The sequence below is a fragment of the Sulfitobacter dubius genome, from assembly GCF_900113435.1.
In the GTDB taxonomy this organism is placed as follows: domain Bacteria; phylum Pseudomonadota; class Alphaproteobacteria; order Rhodobacterales; family Rhodobacteraceae; genus Sulfitobacter; species Sulfitobacter dubius.
The window spans coordinates 1-19545 of record NZ_FOPG01000008.1 but is presented as its reverse complement, the minus strand read 5'-3'; the positions used below and the strand labels follow the sequence as shown (position 1 = coordinate 19545).

Here is a 19545-nt window from a genome sequence, read left to right as displayed (position 1 = left end):
ACCGACGCGGATGTAGGTCTCATCGACATGCCATTGCAGCCCTCGCCAGGAACGATGGCCACCATAGGCCCGTTTGCGGATCTCGGGGCCGAACTTCCTGACCCAGCGGTGGATCGTGGAGGCATCGACCGTCACCCCGCGCTCGGCCAGCAAATCGCGGACGTCGCGGCACGACAGCGGGTAGCGACAGTACCAGCGCACCGCTAGAAGGATGATCTCCCGAGGGAAACGATGCCGCTTGAACGGATTCTTGCGCTGTGCCATCGGACCCCCCATCATTACCAACCCAAGGAACTTGCGGTGGTCGGGCAGTTAATGCAACGGACCCCAACCTGGTTAGGATGCTACCTGCCCCAGAAACCCAGCAATCCGTTGGGCGATCAAACTTCGGTCATAATCCAGCGTTGCCACGTGATAAGACCGCTCTAACCAGCAGAGATGTATCTCGCTTGACCCTACTGATGTCGCAATGCGCGGCGCGTTTTTTGGGTCGACCACATTATCGCGTCGCGATTGCAGGATCAAAATAGGTTGCCGTATCAGCGGCAGCAGCGCGCCGGTGGCGTTGGTCAAAAGAAAGCGCTCTTTTAGCGTTTCTCGCGGGATGCGGTCATAGCAGATCTCGGTCATCCCCGGTTCGGCGATATCGGAACCTATCCCTTCGATGAACGCAGCTCCTCCGGTCTCATAGAGCGGTGCCACCACTTCGGGGCGGTACAGCCCGGTTGAGCCATTGATGCTGATCACGCCCTGTATCTTATCCGGCATCCGAGCGGCGAGATTGAGCGACAGAGTTGCGCCCAGAGAAAGCCCCCCGACGATCACCCGTGCGCAGCGCGATGATAAGGTTTCGAGCGCCGTCTCGGCGGAGGCCACCCAATCGGCTTGGCCCGTCTTTGCCAAGGCGGTAGGGGCCTCTCCATGGCCATCTAGCAGCGGGCAGTACACTGTGGCACCGCTGATCCTGTGTACGTGCTGGGCGACGTTGCTCACGCTTTGGGGGGTACTGGTGAACCCGTGGAAAAAGAGAAAGCCAGTATCGCTGCCTTCGAGAAGAAAAGGCTGCGCTTCGGGCAGGTCGAAGGGTGCGATCGGCATTTGTTTCATAGAGGCATAAAATCGCGCTATGGGCGGATTACGCAAATAGACTTGTGGTATCGTGCGATAACCGAACGCGATCAACCTAGCGGGGGAAAGTGATTGCGAAACTGGCGCAAGAGTCCGGTATCCGCCTTGATGCTCCATGCCATGGAAATCGTCGCCTCTGCATCAAGCCCCTCGATTGGCACGAGTTCCAATGCGGCGGGCAGACTGTTGGCCATGCTCAGGGGGAAAAGCGTCACGCCCCGCCTTTCGGCCACGCGCTGCAAGATCACCTGCACGTCCCAAGCTTCATCGACCACCACAGGGCTGAGGTTGGCCCTGTCAAATGCGCTGTCGAGAAGGGCGCGCCACGAACGCCAATTTTCCCGCAGACCCATGACGAAGGGCGCATCCTCCAAATCCTTCACCTGTGCGGGGGCCTCTCCGGCGGGGGCGACCACACCGATGCGGGACCTCCATACTGGCATCTGCTCGATCCCCGGCGCGCCGACGGTGGGATGAGACAGTAAAAACCCAAGGTCGATCACGCCGGACTTAAGGTTTTTCAGCATGTTATCAGTAGACATGACATGCATTTCGACCTGCACGCCCGGCACGGAGCTATGAAAGGCATCCAGCGCCTCGGAAATTTGCCGCGATGTGGCGAGGGCGGAGTAGCCGACGATGATATGCCCCCGTGCGCCGGCCGCGTTCTTGCGTGATGCGCGTATCGTGCGCTCGAACTGTGCGACCGTCTGGCGGGCATCTTCAAGGAAGACCGCCCCCTCAGGTGTGGGGATCACACGCGGAACACTGCGGTCAAAAATCTGAAATCCAAGATCAATTTCGGTGTCTTTCACGGCTTTCGAAATGGCGGGTTGCGCGATATTGAGCATTTCAGCGGCCGCGCGAAACCCGCTGGCATCGGCCACGGCCAAAGCGTACCGCAGATGCCGAAGGTCAAGCCGTGTGGGTTTTCTACTGTCGTCCATGCGCATTTTCCATGATGATCGCGTTTCGTTATCAGTCGATCAGCCATCGCTATTTGTCAACTGAACCGCAAGCGGAGAGGTTGAATCGGAATTACGGGCCCAGATCCCGTCTTGGTATGGGGAGGAGGCCCGATGCTGTCGCTGTTCAACAGATTATGCTCTTGGCTGATGTTTATTGGCGGGTTCGGTGTCATCGCGATGATGCTGAACATCGTGGCAGATGTTGTCGCTAAACTGGTGTGGAACGCGCCTATCCAAGGCACGGTCGAGATGTCGTCCTACTATTATATGGTCGCGCTGGTCATGCTGCCGATGGCCTTTGTTGAGATGCAGGACCAGCAGATCTCGGTCGACCTGCTGTTCAATCACTTTCCAAGCTGGCTGCAAAAACTCGCGCTGATCTTCAGTTGCCTCGCTGCGGCTGCGATCCTTGCGGTCATGTCATGGCGTACGGGCCTTGATGCGATGCGCGCGCTGCGTGTGGGTGAGGTCGTGATGGGCGGGCGCGAAGTTATCGTCTGGCCGTCGCGCATGGTTCTGCCGCTTGGCTTTGGCCTTGCCAGCCTCGCCGCTTTTTTGCGCGCGGTATTGGTGCTGCAAGGGCAGCCCGTCACGCAGTCTGAGCTTGATGGGGGTGTGTCATGAGCAATCTTGTTATCGGCTGGATCGGCGTTGGCACGCTGTTCGGCCTGCTGGCTTTTCGGATGTCCATCGGTACAGCGTTGATGGCGGTGTCATTCGTCGGCATCACCATCATGTTCAACCTGCAAGCCGCCCTTGGCATCGTCAGCGCCATGCCGTTCAATTTGATCGGGGATTGGTCGCTGACCGCGATCCCGATGTTCCTGTTCATGGGGTTTATCGCTGCGAACACGGGGCTGACAGCAGGCGCATTTGACCTGCTGCGCGTGTTGCTGGCGCGGGTGCCGGGTGGGTTGGCTTCGGCGAGTGTTGGGGCATGTGGCTTGTTCGCCGCCGCTTCCGGCTCTTCCATCGCGACGACTGCCGCGATGTCGAAAATTGCCGTACCGGAAATGCTGAAGGCGAAATACCACCCGTCGCTCGCCACCGGCGTGGTCGCGGCCTCGGGCACGCTCGGCTCACTTATCCCACCGTCGATCCTTATGGTGCTTTATGGCATTTTTACCGAGCAATCGATTGGTCAGTTGTTTATCGCAGGCGTCATTCCCGGCGTGCTGTCAGCTTTTGTCTATATGGCGATGATCACCGTGCGGGCCACCGTCACGCCGTCGCTCGCACCGCCAGTTGTTGAGCGGATTGACCGTACGCAACTGCTTGGCCTGCTTTGGTCTGTCTGGCCCTTCCCGGTCCTTGTGCTGGGCGTTTTGGGTGGCATTTTTGGCGGTTTTTTCACCCCGACCGAAGCCGGGGCCGTGGGAGCTTTCCTCGCCGCGGCGGTCGCTTTGTTGCGCCGATCGCTGACCCGTAAAGCACTGGCTGAGGCGATCCGTCAGACAACGCTGGCAACATCTTCGATCTTCTTTTTGTCCATCGGGGCGGTAATGTTCACCCGGTTCATGGGGCTATCGGGCGTTCCCCGCGCGCTGACCGATATGATGCTCTCGGTCTCTGACAATCAAATCGTGATCATCCTGATGATTGCTGCGCTTTTCGTAATCTTGGGAATGGTGATCGATTCAATTGGTCTGATCTTGCTGACCCTGCCGATCTTGCTGCCGGTCTTAGAAGCCGCAGACATCAACCTGATTTGGTTCGGTATCATTTGCATCAAACTGCTGGAGATCGGCCTTGTGACACCCCCTGTAGGTCTGAACCTTTACGTCCTCCACAGCGCGCTGTCGGGCGAGGTCAAGCTGCGGGACATCATCTCGGGCACGACGTGGTTCATCGCGATGGATATCGTGACGCTTTTGATCCTGATCGCCTTTCCTGCGATCAGTTTGTTCCTGCCCTCACTCATGGCGCAGTGATACTTTTTTAACCGGAGGAGACGACAATATGAAACTGAACATATCCATTATGGCCCTTGCGGCTTGTGGGCTCGGCACCGCTGCCGTCGCGCAGAACGCGAACCACTTTTTTGCAGAGCGCCATTCGATGGTGCGCGGTCCCTATGTGGAATTCGCCGAACGTGTAGCCGAGGAAACCAACGGCGACGTGAACTTCACCGTGTTCGCCGGTGGTTCGTTGCTGCCGCCTGCGGCATCCTTGCAAGGCGTGCGCGACGGCGTAGCACAGGTGACTTACCACGCGGGCACTTATACCCCATCCGAGTTGCCAGTTGCCAACCTGATCGGCAACTTCGCCTTCTACAACACCGACCCGATGGTCATGGCCTTTGCCTCGACCGAGTTTGGCCTGACCAATGAGGCCGCCTTGGCCGAGTGGAAAGAAAATGGCGTGGTTTTTGGCGGCGGTTACTCGACCTCAGAATATTACATGATGTGCAACACGCCCGTCGCAACCTATGAGGACATCCAAGGCAAACGGCTGCGCATGGCCGGTGGTGCTTGGTCGCGCTTTGCGGAACATGTTGGCGCGGTTCCCGTGTCGATCCCATCAAGCGAGATGTACACCGGTCTCGACACGGGTTCGCTCGACTGTGCCGTAGCGGCAGCCGATGCGCTGGATTCGTTTTCGCTATCAGACGTGGTTACACATCTAAATATGCTGGCCGTGGGCAACTACTACGCCGGTTTCGAATGGGGCTATAATCCGACATTCTGGCAGGGCCTTTCCGAAGAGTCGCGCAATGTTCTGTTTGACCAGATGGCATACTATCTTGCGCAGCACCGTGTTGAGTTCGACAAGGACGTAGAGAAAGCCGTCTCCGCTGCCAAAGAGGGCGGCATGGAAGTCTTCGAACCGGATCAGGCACTTCAGGATTCGCTCGCGGAATTCGTGAAAGCGGATGAAGCTGTGTTGATCGAGAATGCCAAGGGCCGTGGGATCGAGAACCCCGAAGCACTGCTGGAAGATTATAAACGCATTGTGGATCGCTGGGCCGATCTGCTGGCCGACGTGGATCACACTAACACAGATGCGTTGGCTGCACTGGCCAAGGCAGAAATTTACGACAAGCTGGACCGTGCAAACTACGGCATGAACTAAGGTTAAGAACGGTAAAAAAAGGTAGGGGCGCTGCGAGGGCGCCCTTACCGCGCACTCATTGAGAGCCACCGCCCTCGGGGTGCCTCCGTGACGAGGCGTCGATCACGCACCAGCATTTCGCCGCGTGAAAAGACGTGGCGGGGCATGCCTTTAATCGTGGTGCCCTCAAAAGGGTTATACCCTGTGTTATCATGCAGGTCATTCGGGCCATAGGTATGGCTCACCTCGGGATCCCAAATCGCGAGATCGGCGTCTAAGCCTTTGGCAATCGCACCTTTGCTGTCTAATCCAAAGGCGCGGGCAGGGGCGGTGGCGGTCAGCTGTGCAAAAGCCTCAACCCCCATGCGCCCCTCGCTGACCATGGCGCTGAACATCAGCGGCAACCGGGTCTCTAATCCCGGCATCCCATTGGCGATTTGGTTAAAGGGCGCATCCTCACCATGGGCGAATTTACCGCTCGCATCCAGCCGGTAGGGCGCATGATCCGAGGTAACTAGTTCAATCGTGCCATCGGCAATCGCGTCCCAAAGCGCCTCTTGATCGTCGGGGCTGCGTTGTGGAGGTGAGCACATGAAGCGCGCCGGGTTATCGCGCTCCAGAATATCGACGGTCATGAAGAGGTAATGCGGACAAGTCTCGGCCTGTACCATCACGCCACGGGCGCGCGCTTGCCGAACGATCTCCGCCCCTTCGCGGGTAGAGACGTGAAAAATCATAATGCGTGCGCCGGTGAATTCTGCAAAGCGGCACATTCGGTCGATCGCCTCGATCTCTGCCGCGCGGGGGTGCGACTCGGCGTGATACTTTGGCGCGGTCCTGCCTTCGGCCAACAGCTTTTCGGTCATATGGCCGATCAACCCGTCATTCTCGGCGTGGAAACAGACCATTGCCCCAGCGTCACGGGCCAGCGCGAGGATGTCGAGGATCGATTTGTCATCTTGGCGCACCTTAGCGTAGGTGGTGAAAATCTTAATCGAACGATGACCCTCTGCGATAAGTGCAGGAATATCCTCTGTTAGATTTCCGTTGCCGGTATCGGCGACGATCATGTGAAAGGCGTGGTCGATCACGGCACCTTTTTCAGCGAGCGTGGCATAATCGTTCACGACCTGCCGCATCTTCTGACCTGCATGTTGCGCTGCGAATGAGACGGTTGTCGTCGTTCCACCCATTGCGGCAGAGCGGGTGGCGGTGCGGAACGTGTCGGCATTCATCAACCCGGCGCCAGACATCTGTTCGATATGGCAATGGGTGTCCACGCCGCCCGGCAGCACCAGCAGGCCACGAGCGTCGAGCTCTGACGGGGCGGAAGATGTAATTGCTTCGCCCAAGTCTACAATCTTTCCGTTTGAAAGAGCGATGTCCTGCACCGCAATGCCAGCGGGGGTAACGACGGTACCGCCTCGAACGATGGTATCTATCTGTTTGCTTTGCATGGCGACCTCGACGATATGCTGTGACAATGGTGTGAAATTAACCATACCACGCGTATACCATATGGTATACCATGAAAGACATCTGGCGGAGGGGGCGGGCTATTGCCCGCCAATAGGAGGTGATATGGTCGATAAGGTAGAGACACTTGGGGATACCACCTTCAAGCGGCTAAAAGCGATGATTTTGGACGGATCGCTGGAGCCAGGCAGCCGGTTGAGTGAAAAGAAGTTCGCCGACCATTTGGGTGTGTCACGCACCCCCGTGCGCGAAGCGATCGCTCAATTGGTGAGCGAGGGGCTTGCTAAACGCAGCGCGGGCAGCGCGCCGGTTGTTTCAAGTGTTTCTTTGAATGAGATCATGGAGATCCTTCATGTGCGGAGTTTGCTGGAGTGTGAAGCGGCGCGCAAAGCAGCAGCGTCGGGCAAGCCCACCGAAGAACTTGAGAAAATTAGATCGGTTATTCAATTATTTATAGATGGACCGCGCCCGTCTGCACCTGAGCATTCAGCGCTGGATATGCGGCTTCACTCTATCCTTGCAGAGATGGCGGGCTCCAAACTTTTGTTGGAGCTAATCGAAGGGCTAAAGGTCAAGACTGGCATGTATGATCAAGGCTCGATCCCCGACCGTCTGGTGCCCGGCTGTGAAGAACACATTGCCCTGATTGATGCCGTAATCGCGCAAAAGCCGGAAGCCGCCAGCGCGGCGATGAAGCTGCATTTGGGTAACGTTCGCGAATCCATTATCTCTCACATTTACCACCCCTTCTGACTCTCACCAGAGTCCGCGCTGTGCAAAGGCGGTTGACTCAGCATTCCGAGTGTATACCATCAGGATACCAATCAGGAACGCAGTGGGGATTCCATGCAAGCGCAACGACCCGAGGGCGGTATCGTTCTCGCGATCACCTTTCAGTATTACCGCGATTTGCCGACGGCGATGCGCTTTTACGAAGATGTATTAGGCCTGACCCTCGCCATTGATCAGGGTTGGTCAAAAATCTACCGCATCGACGGCCAGGCCCATGTCGGCCTCGTGGACGAGACCCGTGGCATGCAGAAGTGGCAGGAGAAAAAAACCGTACAACTCTGTCTGCGGGTGTCAGATGTTGACGCATGGTATGCGTGGGCCGAGGCCAATGCCGTCCCCGGTCTGACCAAGATGTTCGACAGCGAAGAACTCGGCATTCGCGCCTTCGCGATGAATGATCCCGAAGGCTACCAGATCGAAGTGCAAACCGCGCGCCCCGGTCACTGATCCATTCCCATAACAAAATTGAATGAGGGTCGGACAAGCGGCCCCGTCACCCATCCAACAGTGGAGAACTTGCAATGAAATACCTCAGTGAAACTGCACTGCACGCCAGCGCGCTCGGTCTAGCCTTGATGGCTGCCACCGCGGGCGCGGCTTTGGCCGAGAAATCGGTGACCATCGGCCTGACAGCAGACCCCAGCCACCTTTATCCGTTGGCTGGAGAAGAGCTGTCGTCCAACATTATATATTACCATCTCTATGATCCGCTGGTGAAGCGTAGCGCGGATCTGTCTTTTGGCCCCGGCCTTGCCGAGAGCTGGGAAAACGTTGATGACACCACATGGCGCTTCAAGTTGCGTGACGGTGTGAAGTTCCACAACGGCAATGATTTCACCGCCGACGATGTGGTCTTTACCGTCGAAAAAGCCCGGACTTCAATCCGTCCTGATCTGGTCGCCAATATCGCCTCTATCACCGCTGTGGATGATCTCACGGTCGAGATCACGACGCCAAAGCCCTATGCCGTTCTGCCAAATGATCTGGCGGAACTGTTGATCCTCGATAGTGATTACACGACCGAAACCGGCGATGAAAAGATGGATCTCGAGCCGATGGGCACTGGACCCTATATGCTTGGTGAGTGGATCAAGGAAGAGAAGCTAACGCTTAACGCGTTTGACGGATACTGGGCAGGCGCGCCTAAGATCGACACGGTTACTTTCCGCCCGATTACAAACCCGGCGACCCGCACGGCTGCACTGCTGACTGGCGAAGTCGATGTAATTCAAGATCTCGCCGTGCGTGATGTAGACCGCGTGAAGCGCGAAGACGGTTTCGAAGTTGTCACACGCCCCAGCTTGCTGAATGTGGTGCTCGCGATGGACACCCGCGCCAAATCGCCAACCATCGAAGGGGATAACCCGATGGTCGATCAGCGCGTCCGCGAAGCCATCGCCCGCGCCATTGATACCGATGCGATTAACAAGATCGTCATGAACGGACTGGCCACACCGAGCGATCAATTCGTTCCAGCTTCACACATCGGCTATGCCGAAGGTATGAGCTTTCGCGAGATGTATCCGGTGGACATCGAAAAGGCCAAAGAACTGATGGCTGATGCGGGGTATGCGGATGGCTTCACCATGACACTGGACGCCACCAACAACCGCTATGTCAACGATGCACAGATCGCGCAGGCGCTGGCCTCAATGCTGGCCAAGATCAACATTAATCTGCAGCTTAACATCATGCCCAAGTCGAACTTCTGGGGCTACATCCGCGTGCCTACTGAGCAGTCGAGCTTCATCATGTCGGGCTGGGATGTGCCAGCGGGCGATGCAGGTTCTATGTACGGCGCGCTGTTCTACACCCGCGACAAAAAGGAAGGTTACGGCCAGGTCAACCGTGGCTCCTACTCTAACCCGGAGTTGGACGAGCTGGTCGATAAGGCCGATGCCACGCCGAGCATTGAAGAGCGGGACCAGTACCTGCAGGAAGCCTCTAAACTGCTGCTTGCCGATATTCCAATGATTCCCGTGCATTACGAGCAGGACATCTATGCCGTGCGTGATGGGGTTACGCTTGAGCCTCGCGTCGATAAGTTCCTCTGGGCCTATGACATGGACGTTGCTGAGTAAGCCACGCAGCGCGTTCCCGGCGGCTTGCCGTCGCCGGGATCACATCTCTTCCTGCCAGCGAAAGACTGTAGTCGCCGATGTTCGGATATCTGCTGAAACGCCTGATCCAGATGACCCTTGTGCTTTGGGTCGTCTCTGTGATCGTCTTCTTGATGATGAGTTTCACCGGCGATCCGGTGTTCATGGTCGTGCCCATCGATGCCACCGACGCCGAGATCGCACAAGCGCGGCGTATTCTGGGGCTCGATCAGTCTTTGCTTGTGCAATATTGGCGCTTCATCTCAAGCCTTGTGCAGGGAGATTTCGGGAATTCCTACGTCTTCCGCCAGCCTGCGATGACGCTGATCCTTGAGCGTCTCCCCGCAACTGTCGAAATGGTGTTGGTCGCCATGGCACTCGCGCTGGCCGTAGCCATTCCGCTTGGCGTCTATGCCGGGGCAAACCCTGAGAGCCGGATCAGCCGCACCATCATGGCAGGCTCGCTTCTGGGCATCTCGCTGCCGGGCTTCTGGGTCGGCATGGTGCTAATCTTTCTCTTTGCCGTGCATTGGGGGTTCTTTCCCTCTTCTGGGCGGGGCGACACCGCAGAATTTTTTGGTCTGCGCATCAGTCTGCTGACCGCCGATGGCTGGCATCACATCATTCTGCCTGCCGTGACCCTCTCGCTTGCCACCATGGCGATCTTGCTGCGCATGACCCGCGCGGGCATGATGGAGGTTGGGCGTCAGGACTTCATGAAGTTCGCCCGCGCCAAAGGCGCCACGCGGCGGGATGTGCTATACAAGCACGGGCTGAAAAACGCGCTGATCCCGGTCATCACCATCTTCGGCCTGCAACTGGGCGACCTCATCGCCTTTGCCACCATCACCGAGACGATTTTTTCTTGGCCCGGCATGGGCAAGCTGCTGATCGACAGCATCTACCGCGCCGACCGACCTGTGATCGTGGTCTATCTCATGCTGGTCGCGTTGATCTTTGTGATCATCAATTTCCTTGTCGATATCGTCTATACGCTGATCGACCCGCGCATCACTTTGAAATGAAGGGGCGGTGACATGACGGCGTTCTTCCAATCTGAATTCTTCTTCAACTACCGCCGCAGTTCCTCTGCGATGATCGGCAGTGCGCTAATGGCGTTCTTTGCTCTGGCGGTTCTGGTCGGTCCTTTCGTGGTGAGCCAGAACCCCTATGATATCGCCGCGCTTAACCTGATGGACAGCTATAAGCCTCCGGTCTGGCTCGACGGCGGCGACGCGCAATTCTGGCTTGGCACAGACGGGCAGGGACGCGATGTCTGGGCGTCGATTCTCTATGGCGCGCGGATTTCGCTGTTCATCGGGCTGGTTGCCATGGTGGCCTCTTGTGCCATCGGCACGTTGCTGGGGCTGATCGCCGGGTTCTACGGCGGCCTTGTTGACAGCATCATCATGCGGGTCGCGGATATTCAGCTGTCCTTTCCGTCGATCCTGATTGCGCTGTTTTTGATGTCTGCGGTGGGCACTGGGGTCGATAAGGTGCTGATCGCGCTCACGGCAGTGGGCTGGGTGGTCTATGCCCGGACCGTCCGCGGCTCGACCCTGTCGGAGATCGAAAAGGAATATGTGCAGGCGGCCAAGGTCGCGGGGCTGCCCAATGCCAAGATCATCCGCAAACATGTCCTGCCCAATGTTTTAACGCCGCTCATCGTCATCGCCACCATTCAGGTGGGCACATTTGTACTGATCGAAGCATCGCTTTCCTTTCTTGGCGTCGGCGTGCCGATCACTCAGCCTTCACTGGGCTTGCTTATCAAGAATGGGTTTGACGTGCTCTTCTCTGGCCTGTGGTGGACCAGTGTTTTCCCGGGCGTAGCGATCATGATGTTGGTTTTCGGCATTAACCTGTTTGGCGATTTCCTACGTGACGAACTGAACCCGAGGTTGAAATAATGGCAGATACAGCACAGCCCAAGCTGCTTGAGGTGCGCAATCTGCGGACATATTTCCACACATTTGCAGGCACCGTGAAGGCCGTGAACGGCGTCAGTTTTGATATCGCCTCGGGCGAAGTCATGGGGCTGGTCGGCGAGTCGGGGGGTGGTAAATCGGTCGTTGGGTTCTCGATCCTCGGCCTGATCGACAGTCCCGGAAAAATTGAAGGCGGGCAGATCCTGCTCGATGGCGAAGACCTTGTGAAAGCGGGCGAAACACGGCTGCGCGAGATCCGGGGGCGCGACATCTCAATGGTGTTTCAAGACCCGATGACGTCACTCAACCCGCTGCATAGTGTTGGTCGCCAGATGGACGAAGTGCTGCGCTTGCATAGCGAGCTTGACGCAAAAGCACGCCATACCGCCTGCGTCGAGATGCTGGAAAGCGTCGGTATCTCCCGTGCGGAAGAGCGCCTCAAAGCCTATCCGCATCAGTTCTCCGGTGGCATGCGGCAACGGGTCGTCATCGCCATCGCGCTATTGGCGCGGCCCCGGCTGATCATCGCGGATGAGCCCACCACAGCGCTTGATGTGACGATCCAAAGCCAGATCCTGAAGCTCATGCGTCGCCAGATCGCCGAAAAGGGCGCGTCGATGATCCTCGTGACCCACGACCTTGCCGTGGTGTCCGAGATGGCCGACCATATCACCGTACTTTACTGCGGCAACGTGGTCGAACGCGGGCGCACGCGCGAATTGATCGAGGCCCCGGCACATCCTTATACGCGCGGTTTGATTGACAGCATCCCCGATCTATCGAACCGGCACGAGCGGCTTCAACAGATCCCCGGTACCGTGCCGGACATCCGCAATCTCCCCAAAGGTTGCAATTTCCGTGACCGTTGCCCCCGCGCGCAGGCTCTCTGTGCTGAGGTTGAGCCGATCCTGACAGCGCAGCGGGGGTCCTTATCTGCCGCCTGCCACTTCCCCTTGAGCCCCGGAGAAACCGCATGATTGACGCCACTGCACCGATGCTCGAAGTGCGAAATCTTGAAATGCATTTCTCATTGGGAGGCTCTGTCTTAGAGCGACTGCGTTTCGGCAAAAAGGGGCCGCGGCTGGACCGTCCGGTTGTCCGTGCGGTGAACGGGGTCAACTTTAGCATCGAGCGTGGAGAGATCATGGCGTTGGTCGGCGAAAGCGGCTGCGGAAAGTCAACCGTCGCCAAGACCATCGCGCGGATTTACAAACCCACGGGCGGTGAGCTGCGCATCGACGGGGAAGATGTGGCCGAGCATGACTTTGCACAGATGTTGCCTGTCCGCGCCAAGATGCAGATGATTTTTCAAGATCCCTATGCCTCGCTGAATCCGCGCCAAAAGGTGCGGGACATTGTAGCCGAACCTCTGCTTCAGCAGACGACCACTGCTGCTGAGCGGCGTGAGGTTCCGGCGAAGATCGAAGCGCTTCTGGCGCGTGTTGGCCTTAACGCGGAACACGCCGGGCGCTATCCGCATCAGTTTTCGGGTGGACAGCGGCAAAGGATCGGAATTGCCCGCGCGCTGTCGGTCACGCCGGGGCTGATCGTCGCGGATGAACCGGTCTCAGCGCTCGACGTCTCCATTCAGGCGCAGATTCTCAACTTGATGAAAGACCTGCGCGATGAGTTTGGACTGGCCTATCTGTTCATCAGTCATGACCTATCGGTGGTGCATCATATCGCCGACAAGATTGGCGTGATGTATTTGGGCTTTATGGTCGAGAACGCCCCCCGCGATGTGCTCTTCTCCCGCCCGCGCCATCCTTACACCCGTGCACTGCTTTCCGCGGCGCCGAGCATCAAGGAAAAGCGCGACAAGGAAGAGATAGAACTTACGGGCGAGGTGCCTTCGGCCCTGTCCCTGCCCTCGGGCTGCTGCTTTCGCACCCGTTGCCCCTTTGCATGGGACCGCTGCGCCGCTGAGCGGCCCAGCTTACGCGATGTGGGTGAGGGACAAACAGTCGCCTGTCATTTGATTGATGAGCCGGAAAGGGATGTTGTATGACCATTATCGCACAGGCCCGGCTGGGGCTGCATGATCCGCATGATTGTACCGATGCGAATGATGAGCTGACGGTGCTGCACGCCATCTATGATACGTTGGTGAAACGCGATAGGCAGGGGTTTGTCCCTGCACTTGCGCGGGAGTGGTTTGTGTCTGACGATGCCTGTGTTTGGGACTTTACCTTGCAAGCAGGCGTGCAGTTTCACGATGGTACACCCTGTGATGCAACCGCTGTGGCTGCGTCGCTTGAGCGTATGGCGCGGGAAGACAAAGGTTATACCCTTGGCGCGCCCGCCGTCTGGCGGCAATTTCTGGGCGGGGCAAAGCTTGAAGTATTCAGCGCGACGCAACTGCGTGTCACCCTGACCGCGCCAATGGCCGACCTGCTTGATGTGTTGGAGCAGGGGTTCATTGTTGCGCCTTCGGCCTTTGCTGCGCTGGACGCAGGCGATCATAGTGCACAGGTCGGGAGCGGCCCGTATCGCATTGTGGAAATTACGCCGAGCCAAATCAGTGCCCTGCGCGTTGATGGGCATTTTTCAGACACCCCTGCGAATGATAAAGTCACTTGGTTACTGGAGACTGATGCAGCAAAGCGGCAAGCAATGTTGGCCAATGGGACTGTTCAGGTGGCCAATGGGTTGGAATTTGAAGCCTCTCGCTCCCTTGGGGCGATGCGCCATGAATTCCTGTCTCCGGTGGCGATTATCTATTTGCTCAATGCTGCGAAAGGTCCGCTTGCCGACGCGCGGGTTCGCCGGGCGTTGAGCCTCGCGGTAGATTGCGAAGCCATTGTTGCAACGGTCATGCAGGGAGCCGCACGGCCCTTGCGCGGTTTCATCAGCCCCAACCATTTTGGCGCAGGGCAGGGGACGGGCGCTGAGATGGATCATGAAATAGCCCGCGCATTGCTGGCTGAGGCAGGACACGGTGACGGCCTCACATTCGAAGTCGATTGCCCCACGCGGTTACCTGATGAAGCCGAACGGCTTACCGGTGCTCTTGCCGCGCAACTTGGCAAGGTGGGTATTACGCTCAATGTGCACATCCATCCTGAGCGCGAAGACTATGCCCATATGGTGAGGCGCAAAGAAATCCGAGACCTTTGCGTTTTCGATTCAAGCCCGATGAGCACCTACCGCGTGCTTTATGAGAAAATCGACAGCCGCGTCGCCGGTTCGTGGTGGCAGGGCTATGCCAATCCCGAAATCGAGGCGCTGATCGACAAGGGTTGCATCACGACCGACCGTGCAGCGCGCGCCGAAATTTGGCGACGGGCTTACGCGTTGCTGCAAGACGATCCGGCGTGGCTCACCCTCTACAACCCGCTGCGGGTGATCGGGATTGCGGGAGAGCATCCGGACTTTACCATGCCCGCCGACGGGGTGATCGACGTGCCCCAATTACCCCTGTTGGAGGAGAGTGCCCTTGCAGGCTGACACGCTTTTGACCGGCGGTGCTGTCGTCACCATGGACCCCGAACGGCGGGTGATCGAAAACGGCGCGGTCGCCGTGTCGAATGGCATGATTACCGCCATCGGCACGGCCGCGGAATTGGGCGAACAGGTGCATGCAGCAGAGGTGATCGACATCACCGGCCATGTCGTCTTTCCCGGTCTGATCGACGTCCACGCCCATGCGGGTCACGGGTTGGTCAAGACGATGGGAATGCATGGCGGTGATCGTTGGGAAGCGATCTGCGGTAAGGTCTATACGCAGGCGTCGCCCCCCGATTTTTGGTACGCAGAGGCGCGGCTCGCGGCACTTGAGCGGTTGCGCTTTGGCGTGACGACTGGTGTTTCCTTGTTGGGCGGCGGCGATACGATCATGCGCAGCGACCACCCCGACTATGCCGCTGCGCATTGCCGTGGCGTTTTAGAGGTCGGCACCCGCTCTGTCGTTGCCATCGGCCCCACCCGCGCGCCTCACCCCATTACCTACGCCGATTGGGATCAAGCTGCGCAGCGGTCTTATCAGGTCAGTTTCGAGCAGCAGTTCGACACGACCAAAGCCGTAGCGGAGGACTGGCACGGCACACATGAGGGTCGGATCAACATCGCCATGCTCTATCCCGTGTTACGCGATGAGCATCAGCGCGACATGGTGGCCGGAGACTATGCTACCGCCTGCGATCAAAGCCGCGCTGTGCGAGCCTATGCACGCAATAGGGGGTTGATCTTTACCCAAGATGGCCACTGGCGGGGGTCTATCCGACGGGCTGAGAAGCTAGGCCTGTTGGGGCCAGACGCGCTACTTTCGCATTGCATTGATTTGCATGACGATGAGATCGATTTGGTAGCGAAAACCAACACGAAAATTGCGCATAACCCCTCCGCCAATGCCTCTATCGCGGGCCGTTGCCCCGCGACTGAGGTGATGGAACTTGGCGCTTGTGTGGCACTTGGCTCAGACGCCACGGCACCGGACCGTTCGGGCGATATGTTCCGCCACATGCAGCAAGCGATGCATTACCACCGACGCCACTTCCGGGATGCCGATGTGCTGCCCATCGGCAAAGTGCTGGAGATGTGCACCATCGACGGGGCAAAGGCGCTTGGAATGGAGGACCGTATCGGCTCGCTGGAAGTTGGCAAGGCTGCGGATATCGTCACGCTCGACCTTGCGCGTCCACACCTTCAGCCCGGTAATATGCCTGTCCATCGGTTGGTCTGCTTTGCCAACGGCAATGACGTGAGCAACGTGATGGTCGGAGGCGAAATGGTCCTACGCGAGGCCCGAGCCACGCGACTGGATGAGTCTGAGGTGTTGCGCGCTGCCGCTGCCGAAGCCGCATTGATGATTGAACGAATAGGCGGTGCAGAAGATCTTGCTCTGCCCATCGATTTCTGGGGCCAGAAGGAAACGCAGCCATGACGATCTACATCATTAACCCCAACAGCAGCCAGCATGTGACCGATGGCATTGACCGCGCCGTTGATCCTATGCGCACATCCAGCCCGGTTCCGATCGCCGCGCGCACGCTTTCCGAAGGCCCGCCGGGGATCGAAACGCAGGCGCATGTGTATGGAGTTGTCGGGCCACTGCTCGCTCACTGTGCCGCGCTTGAAGAACAGGCCAGCGCTTTCGTTGTTGCTTGTTTCTCCGATCCCGGCCTTGCCGCTCTGCGAGAGCAATCCAACCGCCCCGTACTTGGCATTGCCGAAGCGGCGGTCCTGACGGCCATGACCCTTGGCCAACGCTTCGGCATCTTGTCGATCCTGCGTCGATCCATCCCGCGGCACATGCGCTATCTCGGTGCCATGGGCGTGATGGACCGGCTTGCCGGTGACGAACCGCTGGAACTGGGCGTGCTGGAACTGTCTGATCAGGCCCGAACCTTTGAGCGGCTCAAAACCGTGGGCACCTCCCTGCGCGATGGGGCGGGGGCCGATGTGCTGATCCTTGGCTGCGCAGGTATGACCGCTTTTCGACGCGACCTTGAAACCGAGCTTGGCGTTCCGGTGATAGAACCCTGCCAAACCGCGACTGCCATGGCCATCGGTCGGGTCGCCCTGCAACAGACTTGATTGGAGAGAACATGCCCGCACTTACAGCAGACGCCAAGGGCGTCTTTGTCATTGCCGTCACCCCCTTCCACCCCGATGGGCAGATCGACATGGAGAGCTGCGACCGCATGGTCGACTTTTATCTTGAAGCGGGTGCCACAGGACTGACCGTTCTGGGTATGATGGGCGAAGCACCCAAGCTCACGATCGAGGAATCCCGCGAGGTCGTGGCGCGGATCTTGGCCCGCGTCGAAGGTCGCGTGCCGGTCGTTGTTGGTGTCTCCGCACCGGGGTTTGCGCAGATCGATACGCTGACCCGCGCGGTGATGGATCTGGGCGCGGCAGGCGTGATGGTTGCCCCGCCCGGCAGCCTGCGCACCGACGACCAGATCGTGAACTACTACACGCAGGTCGCTGAGGTGCTGGGCAATGTTCCCTTTGTCTTGCAGGATTTCCCGCTGGTTACCGGCGTTCAGATCGCGCCAAAAGTGATTGCGCGGATCGTTAACAACTTGCCCACTTGTGTCTGTCTCAAACACGAAGATTGGCCCGGCCTGGAAAAGATCAGCGCCTTGCGCGCCGAGGGGGTACTCACGCGCCCACTGTCGATCCTTTGCGGCAATGGCGGGTTGTTTTTGCCCGAAGAGATGGCCCGCGGTGCCGATGGCGCGATGACCGGCTTTGCCTATCCCGAAATGATGGTGCAGGTGGCCAATCTTTACGACAAGAGGGAGGCCAGCCGCGCCCAGGACATCTTTGACGCCTATCTTCCGCTGGCTCGGTTTGAACAGCAGCCGGGGCTGGGTCTCGCCATCCGTAAATACACACTCGCACGGCGCGGTATCATCGCCCATGACACCCTGCGCCGCCCCGGATCGCCGCTCACTGACGCCACCCGCGCCGAAGTCGACAGGCTGATCGCGCGACAGGAAAAACGACTGAAGGAATTGAATTGATGGACCTGCAAATTACCGGCAAACGCGCGCTCGTTCTGGGGGCTAGCCGTGGCCTTGGGATGGCCATTGCGAAATCGCTCGCCGCTGAGGGCGTCACCGTTTTCGCCGCGGCGCGCAGCCGTGACAAGATTGAAGCTTGGGCCAACGGCACAGAAAATGTGCGCCCGGTTGAATGCGACCTGTCGGACCTCGCGCAGGTGGACGCCTTGGCCGACAGCCTGCTTTTCGAGGGTGGCGCGGATATTATCGTCAACAACGGCGGCGGCCCGCCTCCGGGATCAGCACAGGCCGCAGAGCGCGGCCAATGGCTCGCGCATTTTGAGGCGATGGCTGCAAATCTATTCCACCTCAATACGCGGCTGTTGCCCGCTATGAAAGAGAAGGGCTGGGGCCGGATCATTTCGATCACCTCATCCGGGGTTGAACAGCCGATCCCGAACCTCGCCCTCAGCAACGGTATCCGCTCGGCAGTGGTTGGCTGGTCAAAGACCTTGGCGAGCGAAGTCGCAGGCGATGGGGTCACGGTCAATGTGGTTATGCCCGGGCGCATCCATACCCAGCGTGTCGATGAACTCGACGCTGCTGCCGCGAAACGCACACAGAGCGATGTGGCCGAGGTGGCCGCAAAGTCACGCGCGACGATCCCTGCGGGGCGCTACGGCAAGCCCGAAGAATTCGCTGATGTGGTGACATTCCTTGCATCTGAACGGGCGAGCTACGTCACGGGGTCGCGCATCCGGATTGATGGGGGTGCGATCCGAGGTATCTAGTGCCGGTAACCTGGAAAGGGGTTGGCGCCCGCCGCATGGGCGCCAACCCCATTTTTCAATTTGTCGCTGCGTTCGTCACGCTAATCAGTGACGGCACAACCTGTGCCACAGCGCGGTTCCACTTGGTAATCGGCTGTTGGGCCACAAATACGATGTCATCGGGGCGCAATTCAAATTTTGTGCTAAGCGCATAGTTCGCCGCATTGCGCGCATCAAGATGCCATGCCGTTACTGCCCCAAACTCGCGCGGATCAGAAGAAGCCCGCAGCACGTAGATCTGTGAAACGTCTCCCGTCTCGACCGTGACACCATCGGCCTGCGCGAACATCGCGTCGGCCAAGGTTGCTTTGCGATCGTAGGGCAGAGGAAACCGAGATTGCTTTCCGACTTCACCGGTTAAATAAACATAATCGCGGTCATCTGCCCCGAGATCGATCCGTGATTGATAATTTTCACGTGCTTCCAGAAGCTGACCGCGGCGCAGGTTAACTTCGAGCTGTAACTCATTCAATGCCGCCTGCCGAGCTGCTTGGCGGGGTCCGTTGCATTAACTGCCCGACCACCGCAAGTTCCTTGGGTTGGTAATGATGGGGGGTCCGATGGCACAGCGCAAGAATCCGTTCAAGCGGCATCGTTTCCCTCGGGAGATCATCCTTCTAGCGGTGCGCTGGTACTGTCGCTACCCGCTGTCGTGCCGCGACGTCCGCGATTTGCTGGCCGAGCGCGGGGTGACGGTCGATGCCTCCACGATCCACCGCTGGGTCAGGAAGTTCGGCCCCGAGATCCGCAAACGGGCCTATGGTGGCCATCGTTCCTGGCGAGGGCTGCAATGGCATGTCGATGAGACCTACATCCGCGTCGGT

19 protein-coding genes and 2 pseudogenes are annotated in these 19545 nt (G+C 58.5%); 16 read left to right on the top strand and 5 right to left on the bottom strand.

Annotated features, from left to right (window positions below; all coding sequences use genetic code 11):
• The 3 genes and pseudogenes from BM229_RS17595 to BM229_RS17585 form a co-directional block, all read right to left on the bottom strand.
• A pseudogene (locus tag BM229_RS17595) lies at window positions 1-264 on the bottom strand (IS6 family transposase); the annotation flags it as partial.
• Between the two features lie 72 nt (window positions 265-336).
• Entirely contained in the window at window positions 337-1107 is a 771-nt protein-coding gene (locus BM229_RS17590; protein WP_167360296.1) for an alpha/beta hydrolase, read from the bottom strand.
• Window positions 1108-1178: 71 nt separating this feature from the next.
• On the bottom strand, window positions 1179-2075 hold the full coding sequence (locus BM229_RS17585; RefSeq protein ID WP_167360295.1) for a LysR family transcriptional regulator: 897 nt from the start codon (window positions 2073-2075) through the stop codon (window positions 1179-1181).
• Window positions 2076-2207: 132 nt separating this feature from the next.
• Between BM229_RS17585 and BM229_RS17580 the strand changes: the two genes are divergently transcribed.
• From BM229_RS17580 to BM229_RS17570, 3 genes are read left to right on the top strand one after another with little or no spacing between them, the layout of a single operon-like run.
• Window positions 2208-2720, top strand: coding sequence for a TRAP transporter small permease (locus BM229_RS17580; protein WP_093928952.1), 513 nt, complete (start codon window positions 2208-2210; stop codon window positions 2718-2720).
• Window positions 2717-4027: a TRAP transporter large permease gene (locus BM229_RS17575; RefSeq protein WP_093928951.1), complete on the top strand. Its 1311-nt coding sequence runs from the start codon at window positions 2717-2719 to the stop codon at window positions 4025-4027. Before BM229_RS17580 ends, BM229_RS17575 begins: the two co-directional genes overlap by 4 nt.
• A gap of 28 nt (window positions 4028-4055) precedes the next feature.
• Window positions 4056-5168: a C4-dicarboxylate TRAP transporter substrate-binding protein gene (locus BM229_RS17570; protein WP_139226310.1), complete on the top strand. Its 1113-nt coding sequence runs from the start codon at window positions 4056-4058 to the stop codon at window positions 5166-5168.
• Between the two features lie 44 nt (window positions 5169-5212).
• On the opposite strand, the gene hydA is transcribed toward BM229_RS17570, so the two are convergent.
• Window positions 5213-6649 (bottom strand): dihydropyrimidinase, encoded by a 1437-nt coding sequence (gene hydA, locus BM229_RS17565; RefSeq protein ID WP_244152270.1) that lies wholly within the window; start codon window positions 6647-6649, stop codon window positions 5213-5215.
• A gap of 79 nt (window positions 6650-6728) precedes the next feature.
• Between hydA and BM229_RS17560 the strand changes: the two genes are divergently transcribed.
• The 12 genes from BM229_RS17560 to BM229_RS17505 all read left to right on the top strand — a co-directional run bounded on the left by BM229_RS17560 (window position 6729) and on the right by BM229_RS17505 (window position 18682).
• On the top strand, window positions 6729-7376 hold the full coding sequence (locus BM229_RS17560; RefSeq protein WP_093928950.1) for a GntR family transcriptional regulator: 648 nt from the start codon (window positions 6729-6731) through the stop codon (window positions 7374-7376).
• A 93-nt stretch (window positions 7377-7469) separates the two neighbouring features.
• The gene (locus BM229_RS17555; RefSeq protein WP_093928949.1) at window positions 7470-7862 is read left to right on the top strand and encodes a VOC family protein; all 393 of its coding nucleotides are present in this window, start codon (window positions 7470-7472) and stop codon (window positions 7860-7862) included.
• A 128-nt stretch (window positions 7863-7990) separates the two neighbouring features.
• Window positions 7991-9496 carry an ABC transporter substrate-binding protein gene (locus tag BM229_RS17550; RefSeq protein WP_244152268.1) on the top strand — a complete coding sequence of 502 codons (1506 nt, stop codon included), beginning with the start codon at window positions 7991-7993 and terminating at the stop codon, window positions 9494-9496.
• A 77-nt stretch (window positions 9497-9573) separates the two neighbouring features.
• Window positions 9574-10539, top strand: a complete 966-nt coding sequence (locus tag BM229_RS17545) for an ABC transporter permease (RefSeq protein ID WP_093928947.1) — start codon at window positions 9574-9576, stop codon at window positions 10537-10539.
• Between the two features lie 12 nt (window positions 10540-10551).
• Entirely contained in the window at window positions 10552-11424 is an 873-nt protein-coding gene (locus BM229_RS17540; RefSeq protein WP_093928946.1) for an ABC transporter permease, read from the top strand.
• Window positions 11424-12419 carry an ABC transporter ATP-binding protein gene (locus BM229_RS17535; RefSeq protein WP_093928945.1) on the top strand — a complete coding sequence of 332 codons (996 nt, stop codon included), beginning with the start codon at window positions 11424-11426 and terminating at the stop codon, window positions 12417-12419. The genes BM229_RS17540 and BM229_RS17535 overlap by 1 nt, the downstream gene beginning before the upstream one ends.
• Window positions 12416-13450, top strand: coding sequence for an ABC transporter ATP-binding protein (locus BM229_RS17530; RefSeq protein WP_093928944.1), 1035 nt, complete (start codon window positions 12416-12418; stop codon window positions 13448-13450). The genes BM229_RS17535 and BM229_RS17530 overlap by 4 nt, the downstream gene beginning before the upstream one ends.
• Window positions 13447-14889, top strand: coding sequence for an ABC transporter substrate-binding protein (locus BM229_RS17525; RefSeq protein ID WP_093928943.1), 1443 nt, complete (start codon window positions 13447-13449; stop codon window positions 14887-14889). Before BM229_RS17530 ends, BM229_RS17525 begins: the two co-directional genes overlap by 4 nt.
• Window positions 14879-16324 (top strand): amidohydrolase family protein, encoded by a 1446-nt coding sequence (locus tag BM229_RS17520; RefSeq protein WP_093928942.1) that lies wholly within the window; start codon window positions 14879-14881, stop codon window positions 16322-16324. The genes BM229_RS17525 and BM229_RS17520 overlap by 11 nt, the downstream gene beginning before the upstream one ends.
• A complete protein-coding gene (locus BM229_RS17515) occupies window positions 16321-16977 on the top strand; it encodes an aspartate/glutamate racemase family protein (RefSeq protein ID WP_093928941.1) in 657 nt (218 codons plus the stop codon). The genes BM229_RS17520 and BM229_RS17515 overlap by 4 nt, the downstream gene beginning before the upstream one ends.
• A gap of 11 nt (window positions 16978-16988) precedes the next feature.
• On the top strand, window positions 16989-17912 hold the full coding sequence (locus tag BM229_RS17510; protein WP_093928940.1) for a dihydrodipicolinate synthase family protein: 924 nt from the start codon (window positions 16989-16991) through the stop codon (window positions 17910-17912).
• On the top strand, window positions 17912-18682 hold the full coding sequence (locus BM229_RS17505; RefSeq protein WP_093928939.1) for an SDR family oxidoreductase: 771 nt from the start codon (window positions 17912-17914) through the stop codon (window positions 18680-18682). Before BM229_RS17510 ends, BM229_RS17505 begins: the two co-directional genes overlap by 1 nt.
• A 55-nt stretch (window positions 18683-18737) precedes the next feature.
• Here the strand turns inward: BM229_RS17505 and BM229_RS17500 are convergent, their stop codons facing one another.
• Window positions 18738-19193 carry a polysaccharide biosynthesis/export family protein gene (locus tag BM229_RS17500; RefSeq protein ID WP_420855265.1) on the bottom strand — a complete coding sequence of 152 codons (456 nt, stop codon included), beginning with the start codon at window positions 19191-19193 and terminating at the stop codon, window positions 18738-18740.
• 88 nt (window positions 19194-19281) lie between these two features.
• Between BM229_RS17500 and BM229_RS17495 the strand changes: the two are divergent.
• Window positions 19282-19545 (top strand): annotated as a pseudogene (locus tag BM229_RS17495) (IS6 family transposase); the annotation flags it as partial.

Bases quoted from the DNA above. Each gene is read 5' to 3' on its own strand.
- BM229_RS17590 (WP_167360296.1), bottom strand. From the start codon at position 1,107: ATGAAACAAATGCCGATCGCACCCTTCGACCTGCCCGAAGCGCAGCCT.
- BM229_RS17585 (WP_167360295.1), bottom strand. From the start codon at position 2,075: ATGGACGACAGTAGAAAACCCACACGGCTTGACCTTCGGCATCTGCGG.
- BM229_RS17580 (WP_093928952.1), top strand. From the start codon at position 2,208: ATGCTGTCGCTGTTCAACAGATTATGCTCTTGGCTGATGTTTATTGGC.
- BM229_RS17575 (WP_093928951.1), top strand. From the start codon at position 2,717: ATGAGCAATCTTGTTATCGGCTGGATCGGCGTTGGCACGCTGTTCGGC.
- BM229_RS17570 (WP_139226310.1), top strand. From the start codon at position 4,056: ATGAAACTGAACATATCCATTATGGCCCTTGCGGCTTGTGGGCTCGGC.
- hydA (WP_244152270.1), bottom strand. From the start codon at position 6,649: ATGGTTAATTTCACACCATTGTCACAGCATATCGTCGAGGTCGCCATG.
- BM229_RS17560 (WP_093928950.1), top strand. From the start codon at position 6,729: ATGGTCGATAAGGTAGAGACACTTGGGGATACCACCTTCAAGCGGCTA.
- BM229_RS17555 (WP_093928949.1), top strand. From the start codon at position 7,470: ATGCAAGCGCAACGACCCGAGGGCGGTATCGTTCTCGCGATCACCTTT.
- BM229_RS17550 (WP_244152268.1), top strand. From the start codon at position 7,991: ATGGCTGCCACCGCGGGCGCGGCTTTGGCCGAGAAATCGGTGACCATC.
- BM229_RS17545 (WP_093928947.1), top strand. From the start codon at position 9,574: ATGTTCGGATATCTGCTGAAACGCCTGATCCAGATGACCCTTGTGCTT.
- BM229_RS17540 (WP_093928946.1), top strand. From the start codon at position 10,552: ATGACGGCGTTCTTCCAATCTGAATTCTTCTTCAACTACCGCCGCAGT.
- BM229_RS17535 (WP_093928945.1), top strand. From the start codon at position 11,424: ATGGCAGATACAGCACAGCCCAAGCTGCTTGAGGTGCGCAATCTGCGG.
- BM229_RS17530 (WP_093928944.1), top strand. From the start codon at position 12,416: ATGATTGACGCCACTGCACCGATGCTCGAAGTGCGAAATCTTGAAATG.
- BM229_RS17525 (WP_093928943.1), top strand. From the start codon at position 13,447: ATGACCATTATCGCACAGGCCCGGCTGGGGCTGCATGATCCGCATGAT.
- BM229_RS17515 (WP_093928941.1), top strand. From the start codon at position 16,321: ATGACGATCTACATCATTAACCCCAACAGCAGCCAGCATGTGACCGAT.
- BM229_RS17510 (WP_093928940.1), top strand. From the start codon at position 16,989: ATGCCCGCACTTACAGCAGACGCCAAGGGCGTCTTTGTCATTGCCGTC.
- BM229_RS17505 (WP_093928939.1), top strand. From the start codon at position 17,912: ATGGACCTGCAAATTACCGGCAAACGCGCGCTCGTTCTGGGGGCTAGC.